Origin of the sequence: Actinomyces sp. HMSC075C01 (assembly GCF_001812965.1) — a bacterium.
GTDB classification, from domain to species: Bacteria; Actinomycetota; Actinomycetes; order Actinomycetales; family Actinomycetaceae; genus Actinomyces; species Actinomyces acetigenes.
Genome location: NZ_KV811031.1, coordinates 8,973 through 32,761 on the forward strand (window position 1 = coordinate 8,973; position 23,789 = coordinate 32,761).

18 protein-coding genes are annotated in these 23,789 nt (G+C 71.0%); 7 read left to right on the forward strand and 11 right to left on the reverse strand.

All coding sequences use genetic code 11. The features are described from left to right. Window positions 1-279: 279 nt before the first annotated feature. From HMPREF2883_RS11180 to HMPREF2883_RS11190, 3 genes are all read right to left on the reverse strand, one after another. Window positions 280-1,137, reverse strand: coding sequence for a MetQ/NlpA family ABC transporter substrate-binding protein (locus HMPREF2883_RS11180; protein WP_070662406.1), 858 nt, complete (start codon window positions 1,135-1,137; stop codon window positions 280-282). Window positions 1,138-1,266: 129 nt separating this feature from the next. Beyond that, entirely contained in the window at window positions 1,267-1,983 is a 717-nt protein-coding gene (locus HMPREF2883_RS11185; protein ID WP_070662409.1) for a methionine ABC transporter permease, read from the reverse strand. Then, window positions 1,980-3,143, reverse strand: a complete 1,164-nt coding sequence (locus tag HMPREF2883_RS11190; protein ID WP_070662412.1) for a methionine ABC transporter ATP-binding protein — start codon at window positions 3,141-3,143, stop codon at window positions 1,980-1,982. The genes HMPREF2883_RS11185 and HMPREF2883_RS11190 overlap by 4 nt, the downstream gene beginning before the upstream one ends. Before the next feature lie 425 nt (window positions 3,144-3,568). Between HMPREF2883_RS11190 and HMPREF2883_RS11195 the strand changes: the two genes are divergently transcribed. Continuing rightward, complete coding sequence (locus HMPREF2883_RS11195) at window positions 3,569-4,564, forward strand: alpha/beta hydrolase (protein ID WP_070662415.1); 996 nt, start codon at window positions 3,569-3,571, stop codon at window positions 4,562-4,564. A 24-nt stretch (window positions 4,565-4,588) separates the two neighbouring features. On the opposite strand, the gene HMPREF2883_RS11200 is transcribed toward HMPREF2883_RS11195, so the two are convergent. Together HMPREF2883_RS11200 and pheA are read right to left on the reverse strand one after the other, a co-directional pair. Then, window positions 4,589-5,146 carry a low molecular weight protein-tyrosine-phosphatase gene (locus HMPREF2883_RS11200; protein ID WP_141759117.1) on the reverse strand — a complete coding sequence of 186 codons (558 nt, stop codon included), beginning with the start codon at window positions 5,144-5,146 and terminating at the stop codon, window positions 4,589-4,591. A 327-nt stretch (window positions 5,147-5,473) separates the two neighbouring features. Further along, window positions 5,474-6,418 (reverse strand): prephenate dehydratase, encoded by a 945-nt coding sequence (gene pheA / locus HMPREF2883_RS11205; protein ID WP_070662417.1) that lies wholly within the window; start codon window positions 6,416-6,418, stop codon window positions 5,474-5,476. Window positions 6,419-6,737: 319 nt separating this feature from the next. On the opposite strand from pheA, the gene HMPREF2883_RS11210 reads away from it, so the two are divergent. Both HMPREF2883_RS11210 and HMPREF2883_RS14875 read left to right on the forward strand, forming a co-directional pair. Beyond that, the gene (locus tag HMPREF2883_RS11210; RefSeq protein ID WP_070662420.1) at window positions 6,738-7,670 is read left to right on the forward strand and encodes a fructosamine kinase family protein; all 933 of its coding nucleotides are present in this window, start codon (window positions 6,738-6,740) and stop codon (window positions 7,668-7,670) included. A 186-nt stretch (window positions 7,671-7,856) separates the two neighbouring features. Then, window positions 7,857-10,322, forward strand: a complete 2,466-nt coding sequence (locus tag HMPREF2883_RS14875; RefSeq protein ID WP_256277460.1) for a hypothetical protein — start codon at window positions 7,857-7,859, stop codon at window positions 10,320-10,322. On the opposite strand, the gene HMPREF2883_RS11220 is transcribed toward HMPREF2883_RS14875, so the two are convergent. Then, on the reverse strand, window positions 10,319-11,203 hold the full coding sequence (locus tag HMPREF2883_RS11220) for a glycosyltransferase family 2 protein (RefSeq protein WP_070662423.1): 885 nt from the start codon (window positions 11,201-11,203) through the stop codon (window positions 10,319-10,321). The two genes, HMPREF2883_RS14875 and HMPREF2883_RS11220, sit on opposite strands and share 4 nt — an antisense overlap. Window positions 11,204-11,888: 685 nt before the next feature. After that, window positions 11,889-13,913, reverse strand: coding sequence for a DUF885 domain-containing protein (locus tag HMPREF2883_RS11225; RefSeq protein WP_070662426.1), 2,025 nt, complete (start codon window positions 13,911-13,913; stop codon window positions 11,889-11,891). Window positions 13,914-14,867: 954 nt separating this feature from the next. Between HMPREF2883_RS11225 and HMPREF2883_RS11230 the strand changes: the two genes are divergently transcribed. Both HMPREF2883_RS11230 and HMPREF2883_RS11235 read left to right on the forward strand, forming a co-directional pair. Next, on the forward strand, window positions 14,868-15,428 hold the full coding sequence (locus tag HMPREF2883_RS11230; protein ID WP_070662429.1) for a TetR/AcrR family transcriptional regulator: 561 nt from the start codon (window positions 14,868-14,870) through the stop codon (window positions 15,426-15,428). Beyond that, window positions 15,425-16,036: an NAD(P)H-dependent oxidoreductase gene (locus HMPREF2883_RS11235; RefSeq protein WP_070662432.1), complete on the forward strand. Its 612-nt coding sequence runs from the start codon at window positions 15,425-15,427 to the stop codon at window positions 16,034-16,036. Before HMPREF2883_RS11230 ends, HMPREF2883_RS11235 begins: the two co-directional genes overlap by 4 nt. A 92-nt stretch (window positions 16,037-16,128) precedes the next feature. Here the strand turns inward: HMPREF2883_RS11235 and HMPREF2883_RS11240 are convergent, their stop codons facing one another. The 4 genes from HMPREF2883_RS11240 to HMPREF2883_RS11255 all read right to left on the reverse strand — a co-directional run bounded on the left by HMPREF2883_RS11240 (window position 16,129) and on the right by HMPREF2883_RS11255 (window position 20,556). Then, window positions 16,129-17,019 carry a DUF5926 family protein gene (locus HMPREF2883_RS11240; protein ID WP_070662436.1) on the reverse strand — a complete coding sequence of 297 codons (891 nt, stop codon included), beginning with the start codon at window positions 17,017-17,019 and terminating at the stop codon, window positions 16,129-16,131. A gap of 149 nt (window positions 17,020-17,168) precedes the next feature. Beyond that, window positions 17,169-18,800, reverse strand: coding sequence for a DUF5129 domain-containing protein (locus HMPREF2883_RS11245; RefSeq protein ID WP_070662439.1), 1,632 nt, complete (start codon window positions 18,798-18,800; stop codon window positions 17,169-17,171). 49 nt (window positions 18,801-18,849) lie between these two features. After that, window positions 18,850-19,869 carry a DUF5129 domain-containing protein gene (locus HMPREF2883_RS11250; RefSeq protein WP_070662442.1) on the reverse strand — a complete coding sequence of 340 codons (1,020 nt, stop codon included), beginning with the start codon at window positions 19,867-19,869 and terminating at the stop codon, window positions 18,850-18,852. 288 nt (window positions 19,870-20,157) lie between these two features. Continuing rightward, entirely contained in the window at window positions 20,158-20,556 is a 399-nt protein-coding gene (locus HMPREF2883_RS11255) for a RidA family protein (RefSeq protein WP_070662445.1), read from the reverse strand. A 199-nt stretch (window positions 20,557-20,755) separates the two neighbouring features. On the opposite strand from HMPREF2883_RS11255, the gene HMPREF2883_RS11260 reads away from it, so the two are divergent. Together HMPREF2883_RS11260 and pgm are read left to right on the forward strand one after the other, a co-directional pair. Then, the gene (locus HMPREF2883_RS11260) at window positions 20,756-21,808 is read left to right on the forward strand and encodes a hypothetical protein (RefSeq protein WP_070662447.1); all 1,053 of its coding nucleotides are present in this window, start codon (window positions 20,756-20,758) and stop codon (window positions 21,806-21,808) included. A 222-nt stretch (window positions 21,809-22,030) separates the two neighbouring features. Then, entirely contained in the window at window positions 22,031-23,713 is a 1,683-nt protein-coding gene (gene pgm, locus HMPREF2883_RS11265) for a phosphoglucomutase (alpha-D-glucose-1,6-bisphosphate-dependent) (RefSeq protein ID WP_070662450.1), read from the forward strand. The last annotated feature ends 76 nt before the right edge of the window (window positions 23,714-23,789 follow it).

The window sequence follows — 23,789 nt, forward strand, 5'->3', positions numbered from 1 at the left end:
CGGGGACAGGATTCCTGTCCCCGACGGCGTCGAAGGTCCCCGCCCGCGACGACATATCCCCGGACGCGCGAAGTGCACCCACCAGCACCGTGGGCCCTCGCCTCACCACGCCGCGCGCACTCAGCCGCCACACCCGCCCGAGCCGCACATCCGCCCACACCCCGTGCGCCCCACCCCGCCGGCACCAACACGAGGGGCCGGTCGCAGTCGGCCTTTCGACCAACCACAACCGGCCCCGCGCACGGACCTCAACCGGCCCTCAGCCGCAGCCTTCCGACGTCAGAACGCCGGGATGACGGCCCCGTCAGGCCAGGTCTTGTTGATGTAGTCACGCAGCTTTTCGTCGTTGAGGAGCTTGGCGAGCTTCTTGAGGTGCTCGTTGTCCTTGTCGTCCTTGCGCACGACGAGCTGGTTGGGGTACTCGGAGTCCTTGCCGCCCTTCTCCAGGACGAGCGCGTCCTTCTTGGGGTTCAGCCCGGCGTCGATGGCGTAGTTGCCGTTGATGACCGCGGCCTCGGCGTCGGGCATCGACTTGTAGACCTGGGCGCCGTCGACCGTGGTGAACTTCAGCTTCTTGGGGTTGGAGGTCACGTCGGTGTCGCTGGGCAGCTCGGCGGACTTGTCCAGCTCGATGAGCCCGGCCTGGGCCAGGAGCTTGAGGCCGCGGGCCGTGTTGGCCGGGTCGTTGTTGAGGACAATCGTGCCGCCCTCCTTGATCTCCTTGACGTCCTTGTAGCCCTTGGAGGTGTAGATGCCCATGGGCTCGATGTGGACGTCGGCGATGGAGACGAAGTCGTAGCCCTTCTCCTTGTTCTGCTGAGCCAGGAAGTTGGGGGTCTGGTAGAAGTTGGCGGCCAGCGAGCCGTCCTCCAGCGAGGAGTTGGGCGTCTGGTAGTCGTTGATCTCCTTGATGTCCAGCTTGATGCCGGAGCCCTTGGTGAGGTTGTCCTGGACCCACTTGAGGATCTCGACGTGGGGCTTGGGGGTGGCGCCGATGGTGATCGTGGCGGTGTCGCCGTCGACCTTGATGCCCTTGACCTCGCCCTTACCGGACTTGGAGCAGGCGGCCAGGGTGAGGGCGGCGGCGGTGGCCAGGCCACCGGCGATGACGGTGCGCCGGGAGATGGAGGAGGACATGGTGGTTCCTTTCGCGGGGCCGAGTAGCCCCAGTGACGGGAGGGAGGAAAGTCTTGAACAGTGCTGGGGCCGACGACGCGGCCGCCCAGTTCCAGGTGGCTGCGCGCGCATACCCGGCTGGCGATCGCCTCAGCGGTGGTTCACCAGCCGGCTGAGCATGTCGCCGACCAGCTGGATGATGCCGACGATGATGACGATGACGACCACGGTGATGACCATGACGTCCACCTGGTTGCGCTGGTAGCCGTACTGGATGGCGAGGTCGCCCACACCGCCGCCGCCGACGGCGCCGGCCATGGCGGAGTAGCCCAGAAGGGTGATGATGGTGACGGTGGCCGACTGGATGAGGATCGGCAGGGCCTCGCGCACGAGGACCCCCCAGGTGATCTGCCGCCCGGAGGCCCCCATCATGAGGGCCGCCTCAACCTTGCCGTGGTCGACGTCGTTAATGGCCGTCTCCACCAGGCGCGCGTAGAAGGGGATCGCGCCAATGGTCAGCGGGACGCAGGCCGCCTGCCACCCCAGGGAGGTGCCCACGAGTATCCGGGTGAGCGGGATGAGGGCCACCATGAGAATGATGAAGGGCATGGAGCGCCCGATGTTGACGATCTGGGAGAGCACCCAGTACAGGGGCGGGTTGCGGAACTGGCCCCGCTTGCCGGTGGAGACCAGGGCGAGCCCCAGCAGAAGCCCGAGGATGACTGTGATGGCCCCAGAGACGAAGGTCATCGCCAGGGTCTCAACGAGGGCGTAGCCGAGCTTGTTCTGGATGGCCGGGTTGTCGAACCAGGTGCGGCTGCTCGGCAGCGCGGCGGCCTGGGTTAGCGGAAGGAGGATCGGGTTCATGAGCGGACCTCCGCAGCAATACCGGCGTGACGCAGGGTGCTCACGGCCTGTTCGGTGTCGGGCCCGGGGACGGTGACGGCCAGGCGCCCGATCTGGGCCTGCCCGATCGTCTCGAAGACGCCGGCGGCGATGTCCCCGCCGAGCTCGGCCACCATGGACATGAGGGCGACGGCGGCCGGCTGGCCCGGGTGGGCGGTGATGGAGACGTCAATGACGCTCTCCCCGTGGGCGACGGCGGCCTCGGGCACCTTCGGGAAGGGCACGATCTCGCGTGAGAGCCGCGAGTCGACGTCGAGCACGATGTCCTCCAGGCGGCCGCTCTCGACGATCCGCCCGGCCTCGAGCAGGCTGACGGAGTCGCAGACCTGGCGGACCACGCTCATCTCATGGGTAATGATGATGACGGTCAGGCCCAGGGTGTCGCGGACGTTCTTGATGAGGTCGAGGATGGAGCGGGTGGTCTCCGGGTCCAGGGCGGAGGTGGGCTCGTCGCACAGGAGGACGGCCGGGTCGTCGGCCAGCGCCCGGGCGATGCCGACGCGCTGCTTCTGGCCGCCGGAGAGCTGGGAGGGGTAGGAGGCGCCGCGGTCGGCCAGGCCCACGAGGTCGAGCATGCGCTTGACGACCGGGTGGCGCCTCCCACCGGGGACGCCCGCGAGCGCCAGCGGGTAGGCGATGTTCTGCGCCGTGGTGCGCTGGTCCAGGAGGTTGGCGTGCTGGAAGACCATGCCGATGCGGCGTCGGGCCTCGCGCAGCTGACTGGGCGACAGGGCGGTCATGTCCTGGCCGGCGATGCTCACGTGGCCGCTGGTGGGGCGCTCCAGGGAGGTCAGGCAGCGCACGAGCGTGGACTTGCCGGCCCCGGAGGTGCCGACGATGCCGTGGATGGAGCCGGCGGCGACGTCGAGGCTGAGCCCGTCCAGGGCCCGCACCTCCCTGCCACTGCGCAGGCGGTAGACCTTGTGGACGTCGCGCAGGGAGATCATGGGCTCGCTTGGAGAGCCGGGCACGTCACCGTCTTCGGACCGGCCGGACTCGGCGGTCGACTGTTCACTGGTAGTCACGTATTCCTCCATCGTTCCTGGCGGAAGCACCCGCACCATGAAGGGGGTTGCTGCAATGTCGTCGAGCCAGGTCTCTCGGTTGCTCTGGATGGCCACCGATAACTTACGCAGCGCCGCCTTGGCGGCGCAAGCGAGGCCACTGCCAAGGGACCGAGGTCACTCCCGCACCCGGTGCCGTGCCCGAATTACGAGACGAGCCGGGTGGGCGAGCCGTGCGGGACGGGCTGTACAGGGCCCGCTGGCCGGCCCCGCTGTCGGGCCGGGCCGTGCGGCGGTCGGGAGCCAGCCCGCCGAGGTTGTCACGCGAGGCCCGCTTTCGGCCCGGGCCGTACGGGGCCAGCCGGCCGGGACAGGCCGTACCGAGCCGGCTGGCTTTCGCCCCGCACCCGCACCCTCAGCCCGGCCATCACCGCCCCTACGGCCCGGCCATCACCAGCGTTCCCTCAACGTCCTGGCTATTCCCAGGTCGCGTGTCGGCGCCGCTACTCGCGTCGCACAGGGCAACGTGCTTGGATCTGCCCATGAGTGCGACCTCCGAGCCGACCACCCCCGACATCCTGGGAGAGCCGTGGGTGGCCCGCCGTATCCCGGTGACCGAGTCACCCACGAAGGCGCCCGGCGCCGACCACGCCGTGCTCGTCTTCCAGCGCGAGGCGGCGGGCCGGGCCAGCCGGCCCCGGCACTCGCGAGCGGTCCTCTACCTGCACGGCCGCAGCGACTACTTCTTCCAGACCCACCTGGCCCAGGCCTATCTCGACGCCGGCTTTGAGTTCTACGCGCTGGACCTGCGGGCCTGCGGGCGGGCCGGTGTCGGGTACCCCTCCCCGCACGACGTGCGCGACCTGCGCGTCCATGACGAGGAGATCGCCGAGGCCCTGCGCATCATCCGCTCCGAGCACGGGCACGACGTCGTCGTCCTCAACGGGCACTCGACCGGCGGGCTGCAGGCGGTCATCTGGGCGGCCGACCACCCCGGGACCGTGGACGCGCTGGTCCTCAACTCCCCGTGGCTGGACCTGCGCGGGTCGGCGCTGGTGCGCTCCTACGGCTCGGCCTTCGTGGACCTCCTCTCGCGACGGGACCCCGAGCGCGTCATCGGCGAGCCGGGCAGCAGCGACGAGGACAACTACGTGGCGGCCCTGCACCGGCGCTGGCGCGGCGAGTGGGACTGGGACCTAGCGCTCAAGCCGGCGCCGTCCTTCCCGGTGCGGGCCGGGTTCCTGGCGGGGATTCGGCGTCTGCAGCGCGAGGTCCACCATGGGCTGGGGATCCGGGTGCCGATCCTCGTGTGCTGCTCAACGGCCAGCGGCGGTGTCAAGGCGAGCCTGGAGGAGGCGCAGCGCTCCGACGTCGTCCTCGACGTGGAGCAGATCATCGACCGCTCCCAGTACCTGGGCGACGACGTGACCGTCCGCCAGATCCCCGATGGCGTCCACGACCTGGCCCTGTCCGGGCCGCTGGCGCGCGCCGAGTACTTTCAGGCCGTCATGCGTTGGTTGGACAACCGCCTGCACTGAGCGCCTGCACTGAGTCGCTGAGCCTCAGTCGCGGCGCGCGGCGAGGTCCTCGGTGAGCTCGTCGCTGACCCGTTCGACGACCTGGAGGGTGTCGAGGAAGTCGGCCATGGTGCCGTACCAGGGGTCGGGCACGTTGAGGACGCTGCGGGAGGCCCCACCCGCGGCGACCGCCTCGGCCTGCTGGGCGGAGGCCGGGTCGAGCTCACGGTACATGCGGATGCGGTCGGGCTCGGCCCCCAGGCCCGCGGCGCGGCGCTGGAGGACGTTCCAGTGGGAGTCGGTCATGGCCAGCAGGAGGTCGGCCTCGGTGATCTCGGCGTCGGTGACGCGGTGGGCGGTGTGGGAGGCGATGGCGATACCCGTGGCGCGCGAGACGTCGTCGACGCCGGTGCCGTAACCGGCCTCGGTCAGGACGCGGCGGGCCCGGGAGTCGATGGGGTTGCCGCGCTCCTCGTCGGAGACGCCGGCAGAGGTGACGGCCACGCCGCCCGGCCCGGAGTCGGGGATACCGGCGGCGGCGAGGCGGTCGCGCAGGACGACCTCGGCCATGGCGGAGCGGCAGATGTTGCCGGTGCACACCATGATGACGCGGTAGGGGCCGGCGCCGCGGCGGCCGGGCAGCGGGGCGGCTGAACCGGCAGCGGACGCAGTGGAGGCGGAGGCGGAGGCAGCGGCGGTCGTCTCGGTGCTGGCGTCGGAGGAGCTCACGCCCCGAGCCTTGCGCACGCCGCGGCCGCCTGTCCACTGACCCGTCCACTGACGCGGCCTCACGACGCCGGGGACTTGCGCTCGCCGACACGAGGTGAAACGTCCGCGCGTTCGTAGGGTAGGTCTCGCGTTCGGGGGTTAAGGGTACGAACCGGCGGCATAAGGCACGAACGCGACGGCGGAGCCGGCGACGGGCCCCGGCTAGAGCGCGCGGCCGTCGAGGACGTCGGCGACCCAGGAGCGGGCCACGACGAAGTCCTTGTCGCTGGTGCCGGCCAGGACCGCCGTCGGGCGGGCGTCCAACCGCGGGTAGGAGCCCAGGAACCGCACCACCGGGCAGGTGCGGTGCAGCCCGATGAGGGCGGCCTGGACCCGCTCCTCGCGCACGTGCCCCTCGACGTCGATGGAGAAGCGGTAGCGCCCCAGGGAGTCGCCCACGGGCCGGGACTCGATGCGCGAGAGATTGACGCCGCGGGCACTGAACTGCTCGAGCATGTCCAGCAGGGCGCCGGAGCGGTCGTGCGGGAGGTGGACGAGCAGGGTGGTCTTGTCGGCGCCGGTGGGCTCACCCACGCGGCCCGGCCGGGTCACCTTGACGAAGCGGGTGACGGCGTCGGGGTTGTCCGCCACGCCCCCGGCGACGACCTCCAGCCCGTACTGCTTGGCGGCCAGCGGGTTGCACAAGACGGCCTGGAAGCCGGTGTCCCCCTCGGTGGTGGCCAGCGCGCGGGCGGGCGCTGAGGTGGAGGTTCCGGCGACGTACACGGCCTCGGGGAGGTTCTGGTGGACCCAGCCGCGGCACTGGGCCCAGGCGTGCGGGTGAGTGGAGATGGCGCGCACGTCCTCCAGGCGGGTGCCGGGGCGGCCGGCCAGGACGAAGGTGATCGGCACGGCCATCTCGGCGGCGATGACCAGGGGCGTGGAGGCCACGAGGTTGTCCAGCGTGGCGTTGACCCCGCCCTCGACGGAGTTCTCAATGGGCACGACGGCGGCCTCCACCATGCGCTCGCGCAGGTGGTCCAGGGCGGTGGGCACGTCCGGGCAGGGGTCGAGCTCGACGTCGGCGGGGGCGACCTGGCGCAGCGCCATCTCGGTGAAAGTGCCGGCCGGCCCAAGGAAGGACCAGAGCGGAGCGGGAGCAGTCATGGGCACAGGGTAGCCAGTCCCGGCGGTCGGGCCGGTGGCGGCTTGCTCCGTGGAACGCAGGGGCTCTCACCGGCGGGTCCGGTCCCGCCGCCGGGCCTGGTCAGGAGGGAACATCCCAGGAGCGTCGGAGCGTCTGCCCCAGGCACCCCATGACTGCATCCTCATGGCCCACAACGGCTAGACCAGCACCAGCCCCCCGGTGGACCGCCCACCGGAGCCTTGTCGGGACACCTGGCACCCTCCCACAGACTCCCCCACCGCGGCCGTCGCAGGACGCCTCGCCCTCCCGCGACGGCGGCGGGCCTGGCAGGCTGGAGCCATGAGTGTCTTCCGCAAGCGCGACGACGGCCCGGTCTCCACCGCCCTGGAGGCACAGGGCCTGACCTGGCTCGCCGAGGCGATGGCCGACGGTGGGGCGCACGTGGTGCCGGTGACCAGCGGCCCGGGCTGGCTGGAGGAGCCGCGGCTGACGACGACCAGCGTGACGCCGGCCGGGGCGGAAGCCTTCGGCCGGGCGCTGGCCGTCACCCACGCGGCGGGCGCCCCGGCCTTCGGGGCGGCGCCTCCCGGCTGGGACGGCCGGGCGCAGATGGGCCGCTCGGACATCCGGTTGCGGCCGCACGCCGCCGAGGAGGGCGAGCCGCGCCGCTGGGGCGAGTTCTACGCCGAGGACCGGATCCTGCCCTACCTGCAGCCCAGTCGAGACAATGGCTCGATCAGCGCCGACGGGGCCCGCACCGTGGAGCTGCTGTGCGAGCGCCTGCGCGACGGCGACTTCGACACCGACCAGCCGGCCCTGGTGCGCGCCGGTGCCCGCAAGCGCGGCGCCCGGGTCGCGGTGGCCCGCACGCACGGGGACCTGTGGTGCGGCAATGTCCTGTGGACCCCGGCCGATGAGGCCGCCCAGTGGGCGCCGCCGCGAGCCGGGCTCGGACCGCAGGAGCCCGCCCCCGGGGCGGCGCCCAGCGGTGGCGCAGCTGGCGGGGCGGTCGGCGGGCCGACGGTGGTCGGCGTGCTCATTGACCCGATGGCGCAGGGCGCGCACGCCGAGACCGACCTGGCGGCCCTGGGAGTGTTCGGGCAGCACTACCTGGATCGCATCTACGCGGCCTACCACGAGGTCTCGCCGCTGGCGGAGGGCTGGCGCGAGCGGGTGGGCCTACACTCCTGGCACATCATTATGATTCACGCCTTCCTCTTCGGCGGAGGCTATGGCGGGGAGGCGGTCGCCGTGGCCCGCCAGTACCTGTGAGCCGATGCCGGCCAGGACATCACACCCATTTTGTCCGCCTGGGACGACTTTGAAACCGGCTAGAAGAAGAGCCGTCCGCGTTTGTACTGGTCAAAGCAATTTGCCTGCGCGTCGACCAGCAGAGACGACGTCAAAGTCGTCCCATCTGGACACTTTTCGGGCTACGAGGCCCCGTAGGCTGGTCGAGTGAGACCTCGACGACGTCAACAGCGCCTGGTGCGCGGGGTCGTGTACGTCCTCGTGCTGCTGGTGGTCATCGGCATGATCCTGGCGGTGGTGGGGCCGGCCCTCGCCAGCGCGGCTCCGGCGGCGCCGGAATCCGGGGCGGCGCCGGCGTCCCAGGCGGCGTCGGCGCCGGCGTCCGATGCCACCTCGGCCTCACGGCCGGCGCCGGTGGTCGTCCTGGCGACGAGCAATCTCACCTGGGCGGACCTGCGGGAGCAGGCCTCCCGCGAGGGCACCGGTGAGGACTCCGGTTCCTCCGGCGTCGGCTCGGCGGCCGCCCACCTGCTGGCCTTCGCCTGGAGGGGCGAGCCGATGAACCTGTCCGTGCGCACCCCGGCAGACCGCACCTGCCCGGCCGACGCCTGGCTCACCCTGGGCCGGGGCAAGCGCGCGAGCGCCATCGAACCGGTCGCTTCCTGCGCCGGCCCCACCACCGCGATCCCCCGCAGCACCCCCCTGGTCGAGGCTCTCGGGCAGGACGTCTCGATCCAGGCCGTCGGCCCCGGCACGCAGCTGGCCACGGGGATACCGGGGGGCTCGCAGAACACGCCCGCCTCCTTGGTGCCGTCGGTGGCTGAGGCCCTGGCCGCCGACGCTGACCTCACCATCGTCGACACCGCGAGCGCCGCCACCACCGACGCCGAGCGGATCGCCGCCCTCGACGACGCCCTGCGCACGGTCCAGGAGCGGGCGCGCCCCGGCACCCGCATCATCATCGCCTCCCTGGCCGACGACGAGGCCCCCGGCCCCCAGATGGCGGTCCTGCCCGCGGGCACGAGGAGCGCGCGCGGCACCTCCGAGGGTCTTGTCGTTGGCGACTCCACGCACCAGCCGGGCCTGGTCCAGCTGACCGACCTCACCCCGACTCTCGTGTCCGCCCTGGCCGGCCGCCGCGACCCGGCCTTCGACGGCCATGCGCTCACGCTGCCCCAGACCGGCCGCGCAGGCGTGGCAACGGCCGGGGCCACCAGGGACGCCCGCATCTCGCGGCTCGCCGACGACGCCCTGCACGCCCGTGCCTCCCAGGCCACGGTCATGCAGGCCAGCGCCCTGCTCATGGGGCTGACCGTGGCGCTCCTGGTCTGGGCGGCCGTCGCGCTGCGCGTCCCGAAGGCGAGCCGGCGCACGGCTCTCCGCCGCCGGGTCACGTGGGTGGCCGTCTACCTCAGCGGGCTGCCGACGGCGTTGCTGCTGGTCAATGCCGCCCCGTGGTGGCGCGTGGGGGCTCGGGCCGGTTCCCCCTCGGGATGGGCCTCGCTCGTCGCTATGGCCGCAGCTGCGCTGGTCGCGGCCGGGATCGTGGGACTGGCCGCCGGGATTGTGGCGCTGGCGCGGCGGCGCCGGCGGCCCCACCTTGCCGCCTCACCGCTTCCTTCGCCTTCAGCGCTCGGCGCCTCGGCCGCCGCTGGGCCGGCCGGTTCAGCCGGCGCCCTCTGCGCCCGAGGGGAGGCCACGGCCGAGCCGCAACCGGACGGGGCCGAGAGCCCCAGGCCCTCTGCGTCGGCGTCTGCACCCCGCAACGGGGTGAGCCTGACGGCACTGCTGGTGGCGGCGGCGATCCCGCTGGCCTGGCTGGTCGACGCCGCCGCGGGCGCGCCCCTGGCCTTCAACAACCCGCTGGGCATGAACGCCGTGGTGGCGGGTCGTTTCTACGGGGTGTCGAATACGGCTTTCGCACTGGTGGCCGGTGCGCTCATCGTCGTCATCGCCGGTGTCTGGGCGGCGCTAGGCGGTGGGAGGCGGACCGCGCTGGTGGTGACGTCCCTGCTGGGCGGGGCGGCGCTGCTCGTTGATGGCGCCCCGCAGCTGGGCGCGGACGTGGGCGGCGCCCTGACGCTGGTGCCGACGCTGGCCTTCCTCGGGGCGGGCCTGGCGGGTCTGCGCCTGAGCTGGCGGCGCTGGCTGGCCATCGGGGCCGCAACGGTCCTGGTGGTGGGCGGGTTCGCCGTCATTGACCTCATCCGCCCCGGTGGGCCCACGCACCTGGGGCGCTTCGCCCGTCAGGTGGCCGACGGCTCGGCCGCAGGCGTGCTGGGGCGCAAGGCGTACGCGCTGGTCGGCCCCTTCGTCACGAATCCGGTCATGGCGACGGCCCTGGGCGGCGCCGTAGTCATTGTGGCCGCGGCCCTGTGGTGGGGGCGCCGGCAGGTGCGGGCCTGGCGCAACGGCACGAGCCCCTACGCCTGGCTCGCCCCCGCCGCCCACGGGGACATTCCGCGCGTTGGGGGACGGGAATCCGGTTCCCCGACGCGCGGAATGTCCCCGTCCGGGCGATGGCCGACGACGGCGCTGAAGTCCCTAGGGGTGCTGACGCTCGTAGCCGTCCTGGTCAACGACTCCGGCGTCACGATGGCCGGCTTCATCCTGGCGGCAGCGGCTCCCGCCCTGCTGGCGCTGACGCTGAGCGGGAGCGAGTCGGCGCGCTAGCGCTCGGCCGCCTCCGAGGTGGCTTGCGATCCGTCACCATGGTGCGGCTTCTCGGCGGACTGGGCGGCGTCGTCGTCGGCCTTGGGCGGCAGCGGCACGGCACGGTAGGCAAAGAAGTGGTCCTGCTCGGCAGCCGCCTTCTCGAAGGAGGCGCGCGGCACGCGGTGGCGGCGCAGCTTGCGCCGGGTCACTGCCCGCAGGACGTCCTTGTACTGGGAAGCGCGGTGCATCGTGCCAGCCCGGTCGTTACCGGTGACGCGGTGGGTGATGTCGCAGGGGACCTCGATGACAGCGAGCCCGGCCACGAGGACATCGATGGTCAGGCCGACCTCCACCCCCCAGCCGTCAGCCAGGGGCACCGCCTTCTCATAGGCCTCACGGCTCAGGCATCGCTGGCCGGACAGCGGCGCCACCGGCAGCCACCCGGTGGACAGCGAGATGGCCCGCCTGGCGGCGCGCACGACCCGGCCGCGGCCACCTGCCCCGGACTGCTTGGGGGGAACCGCGATGGACATGTCGGCCACGCCGTCGATGACCGGGGGCACCAGCTCGGCGCAGGAGGCGGCCGAGTCCCCCAGGTCGGCGTCGATGAACAGCAGCAGCCGGGCGGGACCGTCGGAGTAGTCGCGCATGGCGACGACGGAGGCCCCGGTCTCCATGGCGGAGGCCTTCCCGCGCGAGACGGAGTGGCGGACCGTCACGGCCCCGGCGGCGCGGGCGTGGTCCTGGGTCCCGTCGGTCGAACCGTCGTCGACGACGATGACGAGGTCCACTCGCGGGATGGAGCGGCAGGCCCGGACGGTGGTGGCGATGCGCTCAGCCTCATCCTTGGCAGGGATGACCACGGCAACGCGCTGGTCGGGCCGCTTGGTGGAACTCACTCCCCCAGGGTATCCAGAGTCTTGGCTTCCAGCCGATACCTGAGCGCCCCGTTATCGCGCACCTTTTTTGTGAGGCCCGTCAAGTTCTTCGATCTCGTGCGACACGGCGCGGAATCCTCAGGCTCCGCAGGCGGCGGACGCACGCCGGCCTGGCCCCGCGGGCGTCATGCCAGTCATTGCGACACGCCGGTGTGCCGCGAGAAGGACAACCACCCCACTCAGGCCTTCCTGAGCGATTTTGTGTCAAACCTTCAGCATGGGACCACGGTCCCCGGAGAAACTGAGAAATCTTGCAGCAATGAATCAGATTCCCTCATTCGGGCGCTAGAGTTGCTTGTTTCGGCATGTCACACCCGGTTCTCGTGGCACAGTGGAGGCAAGGAGCCCGTCAACGGAGCCGGGTTCCGCTGGCGCATCTCGCGTCCTTCCGTGTGCCGGGGCGACTCCCCTGCCGCCCCGGCACGCCTTGACCCTCACCGCAGGCCGCCCAACCCGCAGCATTCACCACCCCGACTCATCAGCGCAGGCAGCGGGGCATTCACTGGGGCACCCACTCCACGCCGCCCCGCCTTCCGCCGACCTCTGGCGGGCGGGGGCGGACCAGAGCGCCGTCCACAAGTGCCCCGGGGCCCGACCGACGGCAGGGCCGGCCCCGGCTGCACCACCCCTGCACCCTTTGTGCAGGTCAGTGCAAGGCGCTTGCGAGCAGATCGAGCCCCACGCTGCCCAGGTCGATGCCCCGGTTGTGGAAGGCGCGCAGGTCCAGCTCGCCGCCCTCGGTGCGGGCCTGCGCCTGGGCGCGGCGCCGACCGGCCTGCCAGACCCGTTCCCCCACCGCGTAGGCCAGCGGCTGGGCCGGCCACCCCAGGTGCCGGGAGACCTCGAAGCGCAGACGCCCCTCGGAGATCACGGTGTGGTGGCGCAGCACCGCGGTGACGGTCGCCCGGTTCCACTCGTGGCAGGCCCCCGGGAGGGCTGCGACGTCGTCGGGCACGGGGAGCCGGGAGTGGACTCCCAGGTCCACGAGGACGCGGGCCAGGCGCCAGCGGCGTGCCGCCAGGCGGCCGAAGCGGTCCTCGGGCGTGGGCATGAGCCCGAACTCGTCGGCAAGAGACTCGGCGTACAGGCCCCAGCCCTCGTCGCACCCGGGCACGGAGCCCAGGTAGCGCTGCCAGGCGGTCAAGCGCGTGCTGGTGGCGTGCGCACCGACATGGACGTGGTGCCCCGGGACCGACTCGTGCAGGATCGTGGTCCGCTCCTTCCACGGCCACACCAGCTGCTCGCCGTCGGCCAGGGAGCGCATGACGATGCCGGGCCGGCGCTCCCCGCCGGTACCGCGCGGCTCCTCGTAGTGGACCGCGCCGTCGCCGGGCTCCCCGAGACGCACTCGGGGACGGCCCAGGCCGTCGGGCGGGTCGAGGATCCGGCCGACGACGGCGTCCCAGGCCTCGTCAGCCACCTCCTGCGCCCAGGTCGTGTAATCCTCCGGGCGCAGGGCGCGGGTCGGGTCGGCGCGCAGGTGCCGGTTGAGGCTGCCGGCATTGGCGCCGGGTCCCAGGACGTCGACGGCGATGGCGTCCTGCTCGGCGATGACCCGCCCCAGCTCCTCGGTGGCCCAGGCGTAGGTCTCCTCGGGGTCGACCCGCGTGCCCAGGATGCGGCGCATCCACAGGGCGTGGCGCTGCCGGCCGACCCCCTCGGCCTGGGGGGCGCGAGGCGAGAGCGTCGTGCGCAGGTGCGAGGCGAAGTCCAACGCGGCGCGGCGGGCGACGATGTCGGCCTCCTGAAGCTGGACGTGCAGGGTGGCCGGCAGGTCCTCGGGCAGCGCCTGGGTGCGGCGTCGAGCGAGGTCGCGCGCCTGCCCGGCGACGACGTCGACCTGACTGAGCGGGGCGATCACACCGGCCTCGGCGGAGGCGGCCAGGGAGGCGGCCAGTCCCTCCAGGGCGGTGGGCAGCGCCTCCAGGCGGGTGCGGTGCAGGTTCCAGGCGTCCTCCCACTTGGCCTCGGCCTCGGCGAGGTCCGCCTCCTCGGAGCCGGCGCGGTCGGGGGCCTCAGGGGGCCGATGCAGCTGACGGGCAATCTGCTGGAACGGCGAGGACAGGAAACCGAGGTTGCCACCCTCCTCCCCGGCGGAGATGAACTGGATGGAGGTCTCCAGACGCTCCAGGAGGTGGCGGCGCAGGAGCTCGTCAGAGCCGGTCGAATGGTCGACGGCGGCCACGCGGTGGCGCAGGGAGCGCTCGGCACTGAGACGCTCGACCAGCCCCGCGGGCGAGTAGTCGGGCAGGATGGTCCCGCCGGGCAGACCGGTGCGGGCGGCCGCCTCAGGGTCGTGGGCGCACAGGAGCAGGGCGTACTCGTCGGCAAGGTCGCGCAGGACGACGCCGGCCGCCGCGGTCTCGGAAGGCGAGTGGACCGAGGAGCGGGTGACGGCCTGGGCGGAGGTGTGGGCGGCGGGCGCCGCGGAGGCTGCCGCCTCGACTTCATGCACGCTCAAGGGGGCGCCGGCCGTACGGACGGCCCGCCAGGTTCCTGAGCTCGGGTGGTGCGGATGGACCGGTGGCCGCTCGGGCGGCCCGGTGCTCACCGGACTGGTGACGGGCACAGGCGTGACGTCCGCCGTGCCTGCGGGGGCGTCCTGCGTGCGGGAGCCGATCGAAGGTGCAGCAGGTTCGGCGGGAGAGTACTTAGAGGGGTGATCGGTCATAACAACAGGCCTTTCGCTTCACTCACCGCATGGCGTGCGGGCCCGGCGGCGACATTGCCGTCTCACCAGGGTGCCAGGAAGCGGAACAAAGGTCCATAGACATCGCAGATCTGACGGCGAAGAAGAGAAGATTGAATGGTTGATAGGCGCCTCGCCCTGCTTGAAGGCGGCGGGCGCGGGTGGGAACTGGTACTGGTCTAACCCCGAGGTGCGAGGCTCTACGACGAGCCCGGACCGGAGCCTCGGCCTCGGATGCGGGGAGCCGGGGCTCCCCCTCCGACCGACACGGGCGCTCGAGGGCGCGGGCCGGGATCAGCGAGTGGCTACTGGGTAGCGGTCAAGAGGCGTCGATGGCGGCCAGCCGATGAGCAGGGGCGCAGCAGACTGACACGCATGGCCGTCGACCGCGGCGCGCAGCCGCAAACGGTACGGGTCATCAGTGCTCCTCTCATCCTGGACGGGCCGAGACACCCCGGCGTGGAGCGCTCGTCGCGCGCTCATCGCGCCGTGATGGACATGATTGAAGGACGCTGCGCCGGTGGTGTCAAGGATCTGCGGTCGAGGTTCACCCATACCGATATCCGCGCAGGTCAGAGGCACTCTCGGAAGTTCGCCGACGTCGTTGCGCTACCGCCATTGGCAACGTTAACAAGATGTTCGTCCACCCTCTGAGCGCCACCCCTTGGATCCCGCATCGACCACATGCTGGTCGTTCAGGGTTGACAGCCACAGTCGGACCGTGGCGCCCCATGACTTCTGAGGGCTTCAGCTGTCATGGCACCTACAACACAGATGGGCAGCCTGCCTGGGCGTCGGGACTGCGTGAGCACGCCACCGAAGGGGTGCACATCGCCACTGTCTCGGGACTCGAAGACCCCGACCTGCCGGCACCCCAACAGTCCCGGCACCTCTCCCCACCTTGACAGATAGGTTAACTAGATTAACCTATCTAGTGTGAAGATAGACCGGCGCAGCACGGACACCCGTCAGCGACTCATCGACACCACCCTGGACCTCATCGAGACCCACGGCTGGAGCGAGGTGACGCTGGGCGGCGTGGCTCGTGCGTGTCAGGTGACCACACCCGCCTGCTACAAGCACTTCCCGTCCAAGACCAGCCTCTTCGAGGCTGCGGCGCGCCAGCTGTCCACCTCGCTGGGCGAGCGTGCCGTCCCCCTGATCCAGGATGATCCGATCGAGTCGCTCGTCGGCATCGGCTCCCTCCTGGTAGACCTGGCCACCGAGCACCCGCGACTCTTCGAGTTCAATCAGGTCAGCCCCGCGGCCATCGCCGCGCTCGACCGATTAGAGGAGCACCCGCTGCTGGCACTGACCCGTGGCGAGGTGGAGCGCCTGGCCGCACAGCGAGGAACCGAGCCGGAACCGCTTCACCTCCTGGTGTGGTCCTGCCTTCAGGGCTACACCCAGCTCATCGCCGCCGGCGCCACCGACGCTGACGCCGCCTTCATCCGCGCAGCCCTGCGCGCCATCGTCACGATTGGAGATAACTCATGACCGCCAAGAACACCCTCAAGACAACGGGCGAGCGCACCCTCATCGTCTACGCCCACCCCTACGACGGCTCCTTCAACCACGCCGTGCTCGAGGCCGCCACCTCCGCTCTGGACAAGGCGGGCAGGCCCTACGACGTCGTCGACCTCTACGCCGACGGCTTCGACCCGCGCATGCCCGCCGAAGAGCTGGCCCTGTTCAGCGAGGGCGGCACACTGGACCCGCTGGTGAGCCACTACCAGAAACTCATCGAGGGCGCCTCGCGCATTATCTTCATCTGCCCGATCTGGTGGAGCGAGGTGCCCGCCATCGTCAAGGGCTTCGTGGACAAGGTCATGAAGCAGCGCTGGGCCTACCACGCGACGGCCTCCGGGGTGAAGGGCCACCTCACCCACATCCAGCAGGTGCTGGTACTCACCACCTCAACCGCCCCGACCTGGTTCCTGCGCCGGTTCTGCGGCAACTACGTCAGCTCGGTGTTCCTGGGCGCCGCCATCAAGCAGCTGGGCATGCGCGGACGGAGCTGGGTCAACTTCGGCAAGGTGGGCAAGGCCGGCCGACGCCAGCACAAGAAGCACCTCAAGCACGTCGCCCGCCTCGTGGTGAAATGAGGTATGAGCCCCACCGAGCCGGGCATTTTTCGCGGTGCCCTACGGATTTTCTGTTAGGCACCGCGAAAAATGCCCGGCTCGACGAGAAAGGGTCAGAGGTTGACCTGGCGAGAGATGATGCCGGCCTTGGCGCGGCGGACCTCGGGGCTCAGGGGGCTGGCGTCGGCCAGTGCGGCCTCCAGTCGCTTACCCATGGCCTGCAACGGCTTGGTGAGCTCGTCGGCCTCCGTGCCGGGGACGAGCTCCCACACCGGAATGGCCAGGCCGTTGGCCCGGAAGGCGCCGACGAAACGCGCCCCCTCCTCCAGGTCGGACTCGCGCGCGGCGTGAATGCGGGCGAAGGCGTTGAAGAACTCGTCCTCATCCTCCCCGCGCGCCCAGCGCACGAACTCCTTGGCGCCCAGTCGGCACCAGTAGGCGTGCTCGACGCCGGGAACGGGCCGGGTCGGGGCGATCTCCTCCTTGGCGCGCTCGATGGCCTCCTCAATGACCTGGCGGGCCTGCGCGTCACCGGCCCCGGCCTGCGGGTCGATCCAGAAGTCGAAGGTCTCGCGCACGGAGACCACCGGCGCCTCACTGGTGTCGAGGATGTCCTGGAGGCGCGGGCCAGGCTCGGGCAGACCGTCGGTGCGCAGGGCCTGGCCCTCGGGCAGCTCGAGGGTGGCCAGGGCGGCGGCGGCGACGTCGCGGGAGGCGTCCCCGGAGTGCATGGAGGTCTGCATGGCCACGAGGACCTCACCGTCGGAGCGCTTAAGCCCCTGGACGAACTCGGGCAGAAGCGTGACGAGCTGGATCTGCTTGCCCCCGTACTCCTCGGTCAGGCGCACGGTGGCCGTGGCGGCCGGGATGATCTGGGCCATCGCCACGAGGTCCTCCTCGGCCGGCAGACCGGCGAAGGGGCGGGCGACGAACTCGATGCTCTGTTTGCGGGGCTTGGCCGACGCGGCGGCCGGACGGCGCCCGTGGCGCTTCTTCTTCGACATGCCCGTCAGCCTACCGGCCGCGTGGCGCCCCACCGAGGTCGACGGCGGCCCGTCGGCGCCCCATGACGCGCCTCACGACAGCTCGCGGCTGCTCGCACCTCCCGTCGAGGCCCGCCACCGGTGGGCGAGCGCCGAGGCACTCCCCCATCTCAGAAGCTCGAGGAGGAGCCCGACCCGGAGAAGCCGCCACCACCGCTGTAGCCGCCGGAGAAGCTGCTTCCCGAGAAGCTGGACCCGGACCCGGAGCTGCTCGACGGCGTGTAGGAGGAGGCCGAGCTGTATCCCACCACCAGGTCGGAGACCGGGGTGAAGGAGCTGAAGGACCCGCCGGCGCCGGCACCCGAGCCGGATGAGCCGATGGCGGAGATGGCCGGGGAGGAGGGGTTGAGGCGGATCGTCGAGTGCGGGTTGTAGCTGCCGTGTCCCCCGCCCAGGTACCAGTAGCCGGCGTAGAAGGCGTCCTTGGAGGAGCGCGAGTCGTAGCGTCGACGGCGCTCGTCGGCGTACCTGGAGGTGTCGGCGTCAATGGCCTCGCGCGCGAGCCGGGCGGCCCTCGTCTTCGTCTCGTCGGCGATCTCGTCGAGCTCGTCGAGAGCGGCCGAGGGCTGGAGCGAACCGTTCTCCAGATCGGAGGTCATCACGTCCAGGCGCTGCTTGCAGGAGTGAACCCACTCCCGCTCCTCCTTGGAGCGCTCCGGGATCGCGCCCCTGTTGGCGACGACGGAGCTGTCGATCTGGTGGCACAGCCGCCGCAGCGACTGCAGGTCCTCCAGGACCGGCCCCTGCTCGTTGCTCCAGACGCGGTCCCAGCCGTGGGACCGGCTCAGGAAGGTGGCGGTGTTGGCGATGACGTCATCGAGGGAGTCCAGGCCTTCGGAGCGCTTCTTCAGCTCCGTGGCCCGTCTCAGCACCAACATGCCGAACCACTGGGCGCCATGGGGGTTGCCGAAGTCCTGCCAGGAGCGGGTGACCTCCTCATACTCGTCGAGGAACCACCGGTAGCGGGCCATGACCTGGGCCCCGTGCGGCTCATCCTCGGGGATCGTGCCGGCCAGGAGCTCGGTGGTCTCGTAGTCGTGGGTGACCTGCGAGTAGTGGCGCAACGCCTCACGCCCCCGGCGTCGCGCCGTGAAGCCGCGCCACAGGTAGTACACGAGCCAGGCGAGGCCCACGAGTGCCGAGATCCCGGGCAGGATGTAGGTCGTGCCCACGTCACCGCCTCCGGGCCGGCCGATGATGTCGGCGGCCTTGGCCGCCATGGAGACGGTGCCCCCGTACCAGTCGGCCTGGCGGTACTGGTTCTTGGCGGCGTCCTGGATGGCGGCCTGCTGCTCCAGGGGGACCGCGACGTCCTCACCGAAGTAGCAGCCGACCTTGCGCGCCTCCGGGGCGACCGCCAGGATCACCAGACCGTCGCTCCAGTAGTTGGAGTTCGACGTCGAGATCCACGGGACCTCAGTGTCGCTGGCGTGCGAGCGGGCGTACTCCAGCACCGAGTCGTTGAGGTTGTCGACGTCCCAGCCCGGGACCGTGAGCACGGCGACGTGGACGTCCCGACGGAAGCGCATCGCCTGGATCTCCTTGGCCAGTGGCTCGCTCTGAAGCACCCCGGCCTCGTCGTGAACCTCCACGCTGGGGTGATGGCTCTCCCCGAAGGGCCAGATGACCATGATCGGCAGCACGGCGATGAGGGCCAGGCTCACCACCACGTTGGCGACGAAGGCCGTCACCGACCAGATTCCGCCGAGCCCGACGACGCCGGACTGTTTCATGTGCCTCATCAGCACTTCCTTTTCCTTGCGTGGGCCCGGCGATCGAGGCATGCCGACGTCAATACCCTGGGAAGGTCCCGTCCCCAAGATATCCCACACCGACATTCAGGGACCGACGCGGGCCGGCGTATCCGACAGGCGCGACGGTTCCCACCACAGCGCCTGAGCTGACCGGGTTCCAGTAGCCGGCGTTCCTCCCGGGGCCGACGACGCCCCGCAGGCTGCGGGTACTCGGGCGGAGGGAGGCTTCGGCGTCGAAAGAGTTGAGGCGCGGCACCGCACCGGTCACGCGGGCTGCCAGGCCGCTCCCCGCCCGGCGGGCATCGGCCACTATCCAGGCGAGCTCGTCGAGCGCCGCCGAGGGCCGCAGCAAGCCGGCTGACAGCTCCGCGGTCATGTCGCTGAGGCGCTGGTGGTGGGCCCGAACCAGCTCGCGCGCCTCCACCGTGCCGCAGGAGGTGAACGCGCAAGAGTCGATCCACTGACACTGGCCCAGGAGCAGGTTGAGCTCATGAAGAACCGGTTGCTGCTCCTCGTGCCAGAGCCTCTCCCAGTTGGAGGACAGGCTCAGGAACGCGGCGTTGCTGGCGATGATGTCGTCGGTCGAGTCCAGTACGGCCGAGCGCCGCTTGATCTCACAGACCCGTTGGAACACTCCCGGTTCGAACCACTGGGCGCCCCGGGGGCTGCCCAGGTCCTGCCAGGAGCGGGTCAGGCTCTCGTACTCGTCGCGGAACCAGCGGTAGTGGGCCATGACGCGGGCGCCGCGGGTCTCGCCTTCAGGGATGAGACGGGCATGGAGCTCGGTGGCCTCGTAATCGTAGGTGACCCGCGCATAGTGCCGCAGCGCCTGCTCGAACATGTGCCGTGCGGACAGACCGCGCCACAGGTAGTAGGTGATCCCGCCGGCGCCGACAATGGCCAGGAGCATCAAGACGGGTAGGAGGCCAGGCGCCCAGGCCGCCACAGCCACCGGTGAGAGCGCGGCCGCCAGGCCCGCAGTCATGATGGTGCAGAAGAACAGCAGCGAGCGGATCCCTCCGAGGCGGACGACGAGAGGAAGGCGCATGGGCGGCATCTTCTTCCTCTCAAAACCTCGACGCGGAGTCCTGGTCGGATGGTGGCTCAGTGGCCACCAGCCGTGCCTCATCCTTACCCGCAGTCACACCGCTTGCCATGGGGAGAGCAACACGGGGACAGCCGACCTGACCCCCGCAGTCATCCGGGTGGGCCTGGCCTGTACTGCACGAGGGTCGGGTGCCACTGGGGGAGAGTCGTGCGTACTGCACGTAGGTGGGGCCTTCGTGCAGTACGCACAACCCCTGGCCAGGACACCCCGACCCTCGTTGAGTAGGTCGGGACCGGCTCAGGACCGGGCGGCGATGGCCTCGATCTCAACACCGGCCCCCAGCGGCAGGGCGGCCACCCCGAAGGCGGCCCGGGCCGGGAGGGCCTCGCCGGTGAAGTAGCGGGCGTAGACCTCGTTGACGGCGGCGAAGTCGGCGATGTCGGCGAGCAGGACCGTGGTCTTGACGACGTCGTCGTAACTGAGGCCGGCCTCGGCCAGGATGGCGCCCACGTTCTTGAGGACCTGCTCGGCCTGGGCCTGGATGTCGCCCTCGACGAGCGCACCGGTGGCCGGGTCGAGCGGCACCTGTCCGGAGACGAAGACGAGCGAGCCGGCCTCCTGACCGGTGGAGACGCCCTGGGAGTAGGGGCCGACGGCGGCTGGGGCGTTGGTCGTGGCGATACGGCTGGCGGTCATGGGTTCCTCGTTCCTGCTGGACGCTGGGGGTCGGCCGCGTCCCCGGTGAGCGGGGCGGCGACCCGGGTGGCAGCGCAGTAGCGCCGACGCCCGGGCCAGACTACCCATGTCCTGCGCACCACCTGCTTCTTAACCTCGGAGGCAGCCGGCCATTCTCAAGCCGACGCCTCCCTGCTGCTCCCACGTATGAAGGACCGCCATGAAGCTGCCCAGCATCCCCTCGCGCGATGACCTGGCCTCCCAGGCCCGCGGCCTCGCCAGTCAGGCCGCCTCCGGTGCCGCCAAGGCCGCCGACACGGTGTCCCGGGCAGCGGCCGACACGGGCCGGGCAGCCGCCCGCACGGCCGCCCAGACCTCCCAGCGTCTCGGCGTCGACCAGCTTCCGGGCCTGTCCGGCCTGTCCCGGCTGGCACAGGATGACGGAGCCCAGGTCGACGTCGACGCCGGGCCGCGGATCACGGGCACCCCCTTCGCCCGGACCCTCGCCACCGCCTTCGCCGCCCACCCTCACACGCGCAGTGCCGGGAGCTACTTGATGGGCACCTCCCCCATGCGCACCGGCCTTCGTATGGGGGGCCGCGAGCGCAAGCGGCTCAAGAACCACGGCTTCACCCCCGAGACCACCGGCGCCACCGGCGCGCCCAAGCTCGATGTCGCCGAGCTCATCCACGTGCACGGCCGTCGCATTCCCAACATCAGGCGAAACGCCTCGTCACGGTTCTTCAAGCGCAGTGTCCGCAGAGTACTTGACGTGGGCTCGGCCACCGGCTCGCTGCACTGGATCAGCGTCTCGGAGCAGGAGCAGGCCCGGGGCGCCATGGGGTGGACGCGCCTGTGCGTGGACACCGATCAGGGCCGTCGGTTGGCCGCGCGAGGGGAGGACTGTCACCTCGATATCGTCATCGCGTCAGTGGGCCAGGCCCCCAGTGAGTACGACGCCGACATGGCCGGCCTCCTGCCGCAGGGGCTACCGGCCGAGGCCTGGCAGGCCCTGACCGCCGACCCGACCCGCCCGGTGAAGCGTCTGCACCTGCTGGGTCAGGATCGCGTCGCGGTGGACACCGGCGCGGACACCTACGCGCTCTTCCACGACGTGCCCCACCCAGTGCGTGGCTCGCTGCTCATCGTGGGCAACCGGGCGAGGCGGGCCGAGCTGTGGCTGACGGACCGCGAGAACGCCGACATCGACTCTTTCATGTCTTTCGCAGAAACGCTCACAAATCTGCTCGAACTGTTCCTGATCTTCCCCTGACGCCGAGGAGAAGCGCCCCGCAGCACCCGCCATTGCAGGTCTCATCCCGCCACCCGGGACCTACGGCACTTCCGTACGGGCCTTCGCGGCGAGTCCTCCCACAGCGTCGTCGTCGGGCGGCATCCCAGCCCCGCCGACCGGCGCGTCCCAACCTCGGAACGGCCAGTGTTTCGCACAGCGAAACGGGCTGATCCAACCAGTGGCACGTGACACACTGTGCCCATGCACGCACGCGCAGGACAGCCAGCACAGCCCGAAGACCTCATCGACGTCGACGAGGTCGTCTCCGCCTACTACGACCTCGTCCCCGACCCCGCTATCCCGGCTCAGAAGGTCGTCTTCGGTACCTCCGGGCACCGCGGCTCCTCTCTGGACACCGCCTTCAACGAGGCCCATATCGTGGCCACGACCGCCGCCATCGTGGAGTACCGCCGCTCCCAGGGCACCGACGGCACCCTCTACCTGGGCCGGGACACGCACGCCCTGTCCGAGCCGGCCTGGCGCACCGCCGTCGAGGTGCTCGCCGGGGCCGGAGTGACCACCGCCGTCGACGCCCGTGGCGCCTACACGCCCACCCCTGCCGTCTCGCACTCCATCCTCCTGGCCAATGGCGCCGGGACCGAGGCGGGGGTGCGCACGAGCGGGCCCGGCCTGGCCGACGGCATCGTGGTGACCCCCTCCCACAACCCGCCGCGCGACGGCGGCTTCAAGTACAACCCGCCCACCGGCGGCCCTGCCGGCTCGGAGGCCACCACGTGGATCGCCAACCGCGCCAACGAGCTGCTCGCCTCCGGGTGGCAGGACGTCCCGCGGGTCCCGGTCGCTGAGGCCCTCGACGGCCCCCACATCATCAAGCACGACTACCTGGAGACCTACGTCACCGACCTGGAGAGCGTCATCGACCTTGAGGCGATCCGCAAGGCCGGCGTGCGCATCGGGGCCGACCCGCTGGGCGGCGCATCGGTGGACTACTGGGGCGCGATCGGTGAGCGCTACGGCCTGGAGCTCACGGTGGTCAACCCCGAGGTGGACCCGGCCTGGCACTTCATGACCCTGGACTGGGACGGCAAGATCCGCATGGACTGCTCCTCCCCCAACGCCATGGCCTCACTGCGCTCGACAATGACGCCCGACGCCGAGGGCAAGACCCCCTACGACGTCGCCACCGGGAACGACGCCGACTCCGACCGCCACGGCATCGTCACCCCCGACGGCGGGCTGATGAATCCCAACCACTTCCTGGCCGTGGCCATCGAGTACCTCTTCACGCACCGGCCCGACTGGCCCGCTGACGCCGCCGTCGGCAAGACGCTGGTCTCCTCCAGCCTCATCGACCGGGTGGCCGCCGCGATCGGACGCACCCTCATCGAGGTGCCGGTGGGCTTCAAGCACTTCGTGCCCGGGCTGCTCGACGGCTCCATCGGCTTCGGCGGCGAGGAGAGCGCGGGAGCATCCTTCCTTCGCAAGGACGGCACCGTGTGGACCACGGACAAGGACGGCATCATCATGGCCCTGCTGGCCAGCGAGATCATCGCCGTCACTGGCAAGTCCCCCTCCCAGCTGCACGAGGAGCAGGTGGAGCGCTTCGGCGCCAGCGCCTACGCTCGCATTGACGCCGCCGCCTCCAAGGAGGAGAAGGCCAAGCTGGCCGCCCTGACCCCCGAGGACGTGACCGCCACCGAGCTGGCCGGCGAGGAGATCACTGCCCGGCTGGTTGACGCGCCCGGCAACGGGGCCCCCATCGGCGGCCTCAAGGTCGCCACCCAGGACGCTTGGTTCGCCGCGCGCCCCTCGGGCACGGAGGACGTCTACAAGATCTACGCCGAGTCCTTCAAGGGCGCCGACCACCTGGCCCAGGTGCAGCAGGAGGCCAAGAAGGTGGTCGCCGCGGCCCTGGGCGACTGACGGCCACCCCATCGAGCCGGGCATTTCTCGCGTACCCCGACAGAATTTCTGTAGGGCTACGCGAGAAATGCCCGGC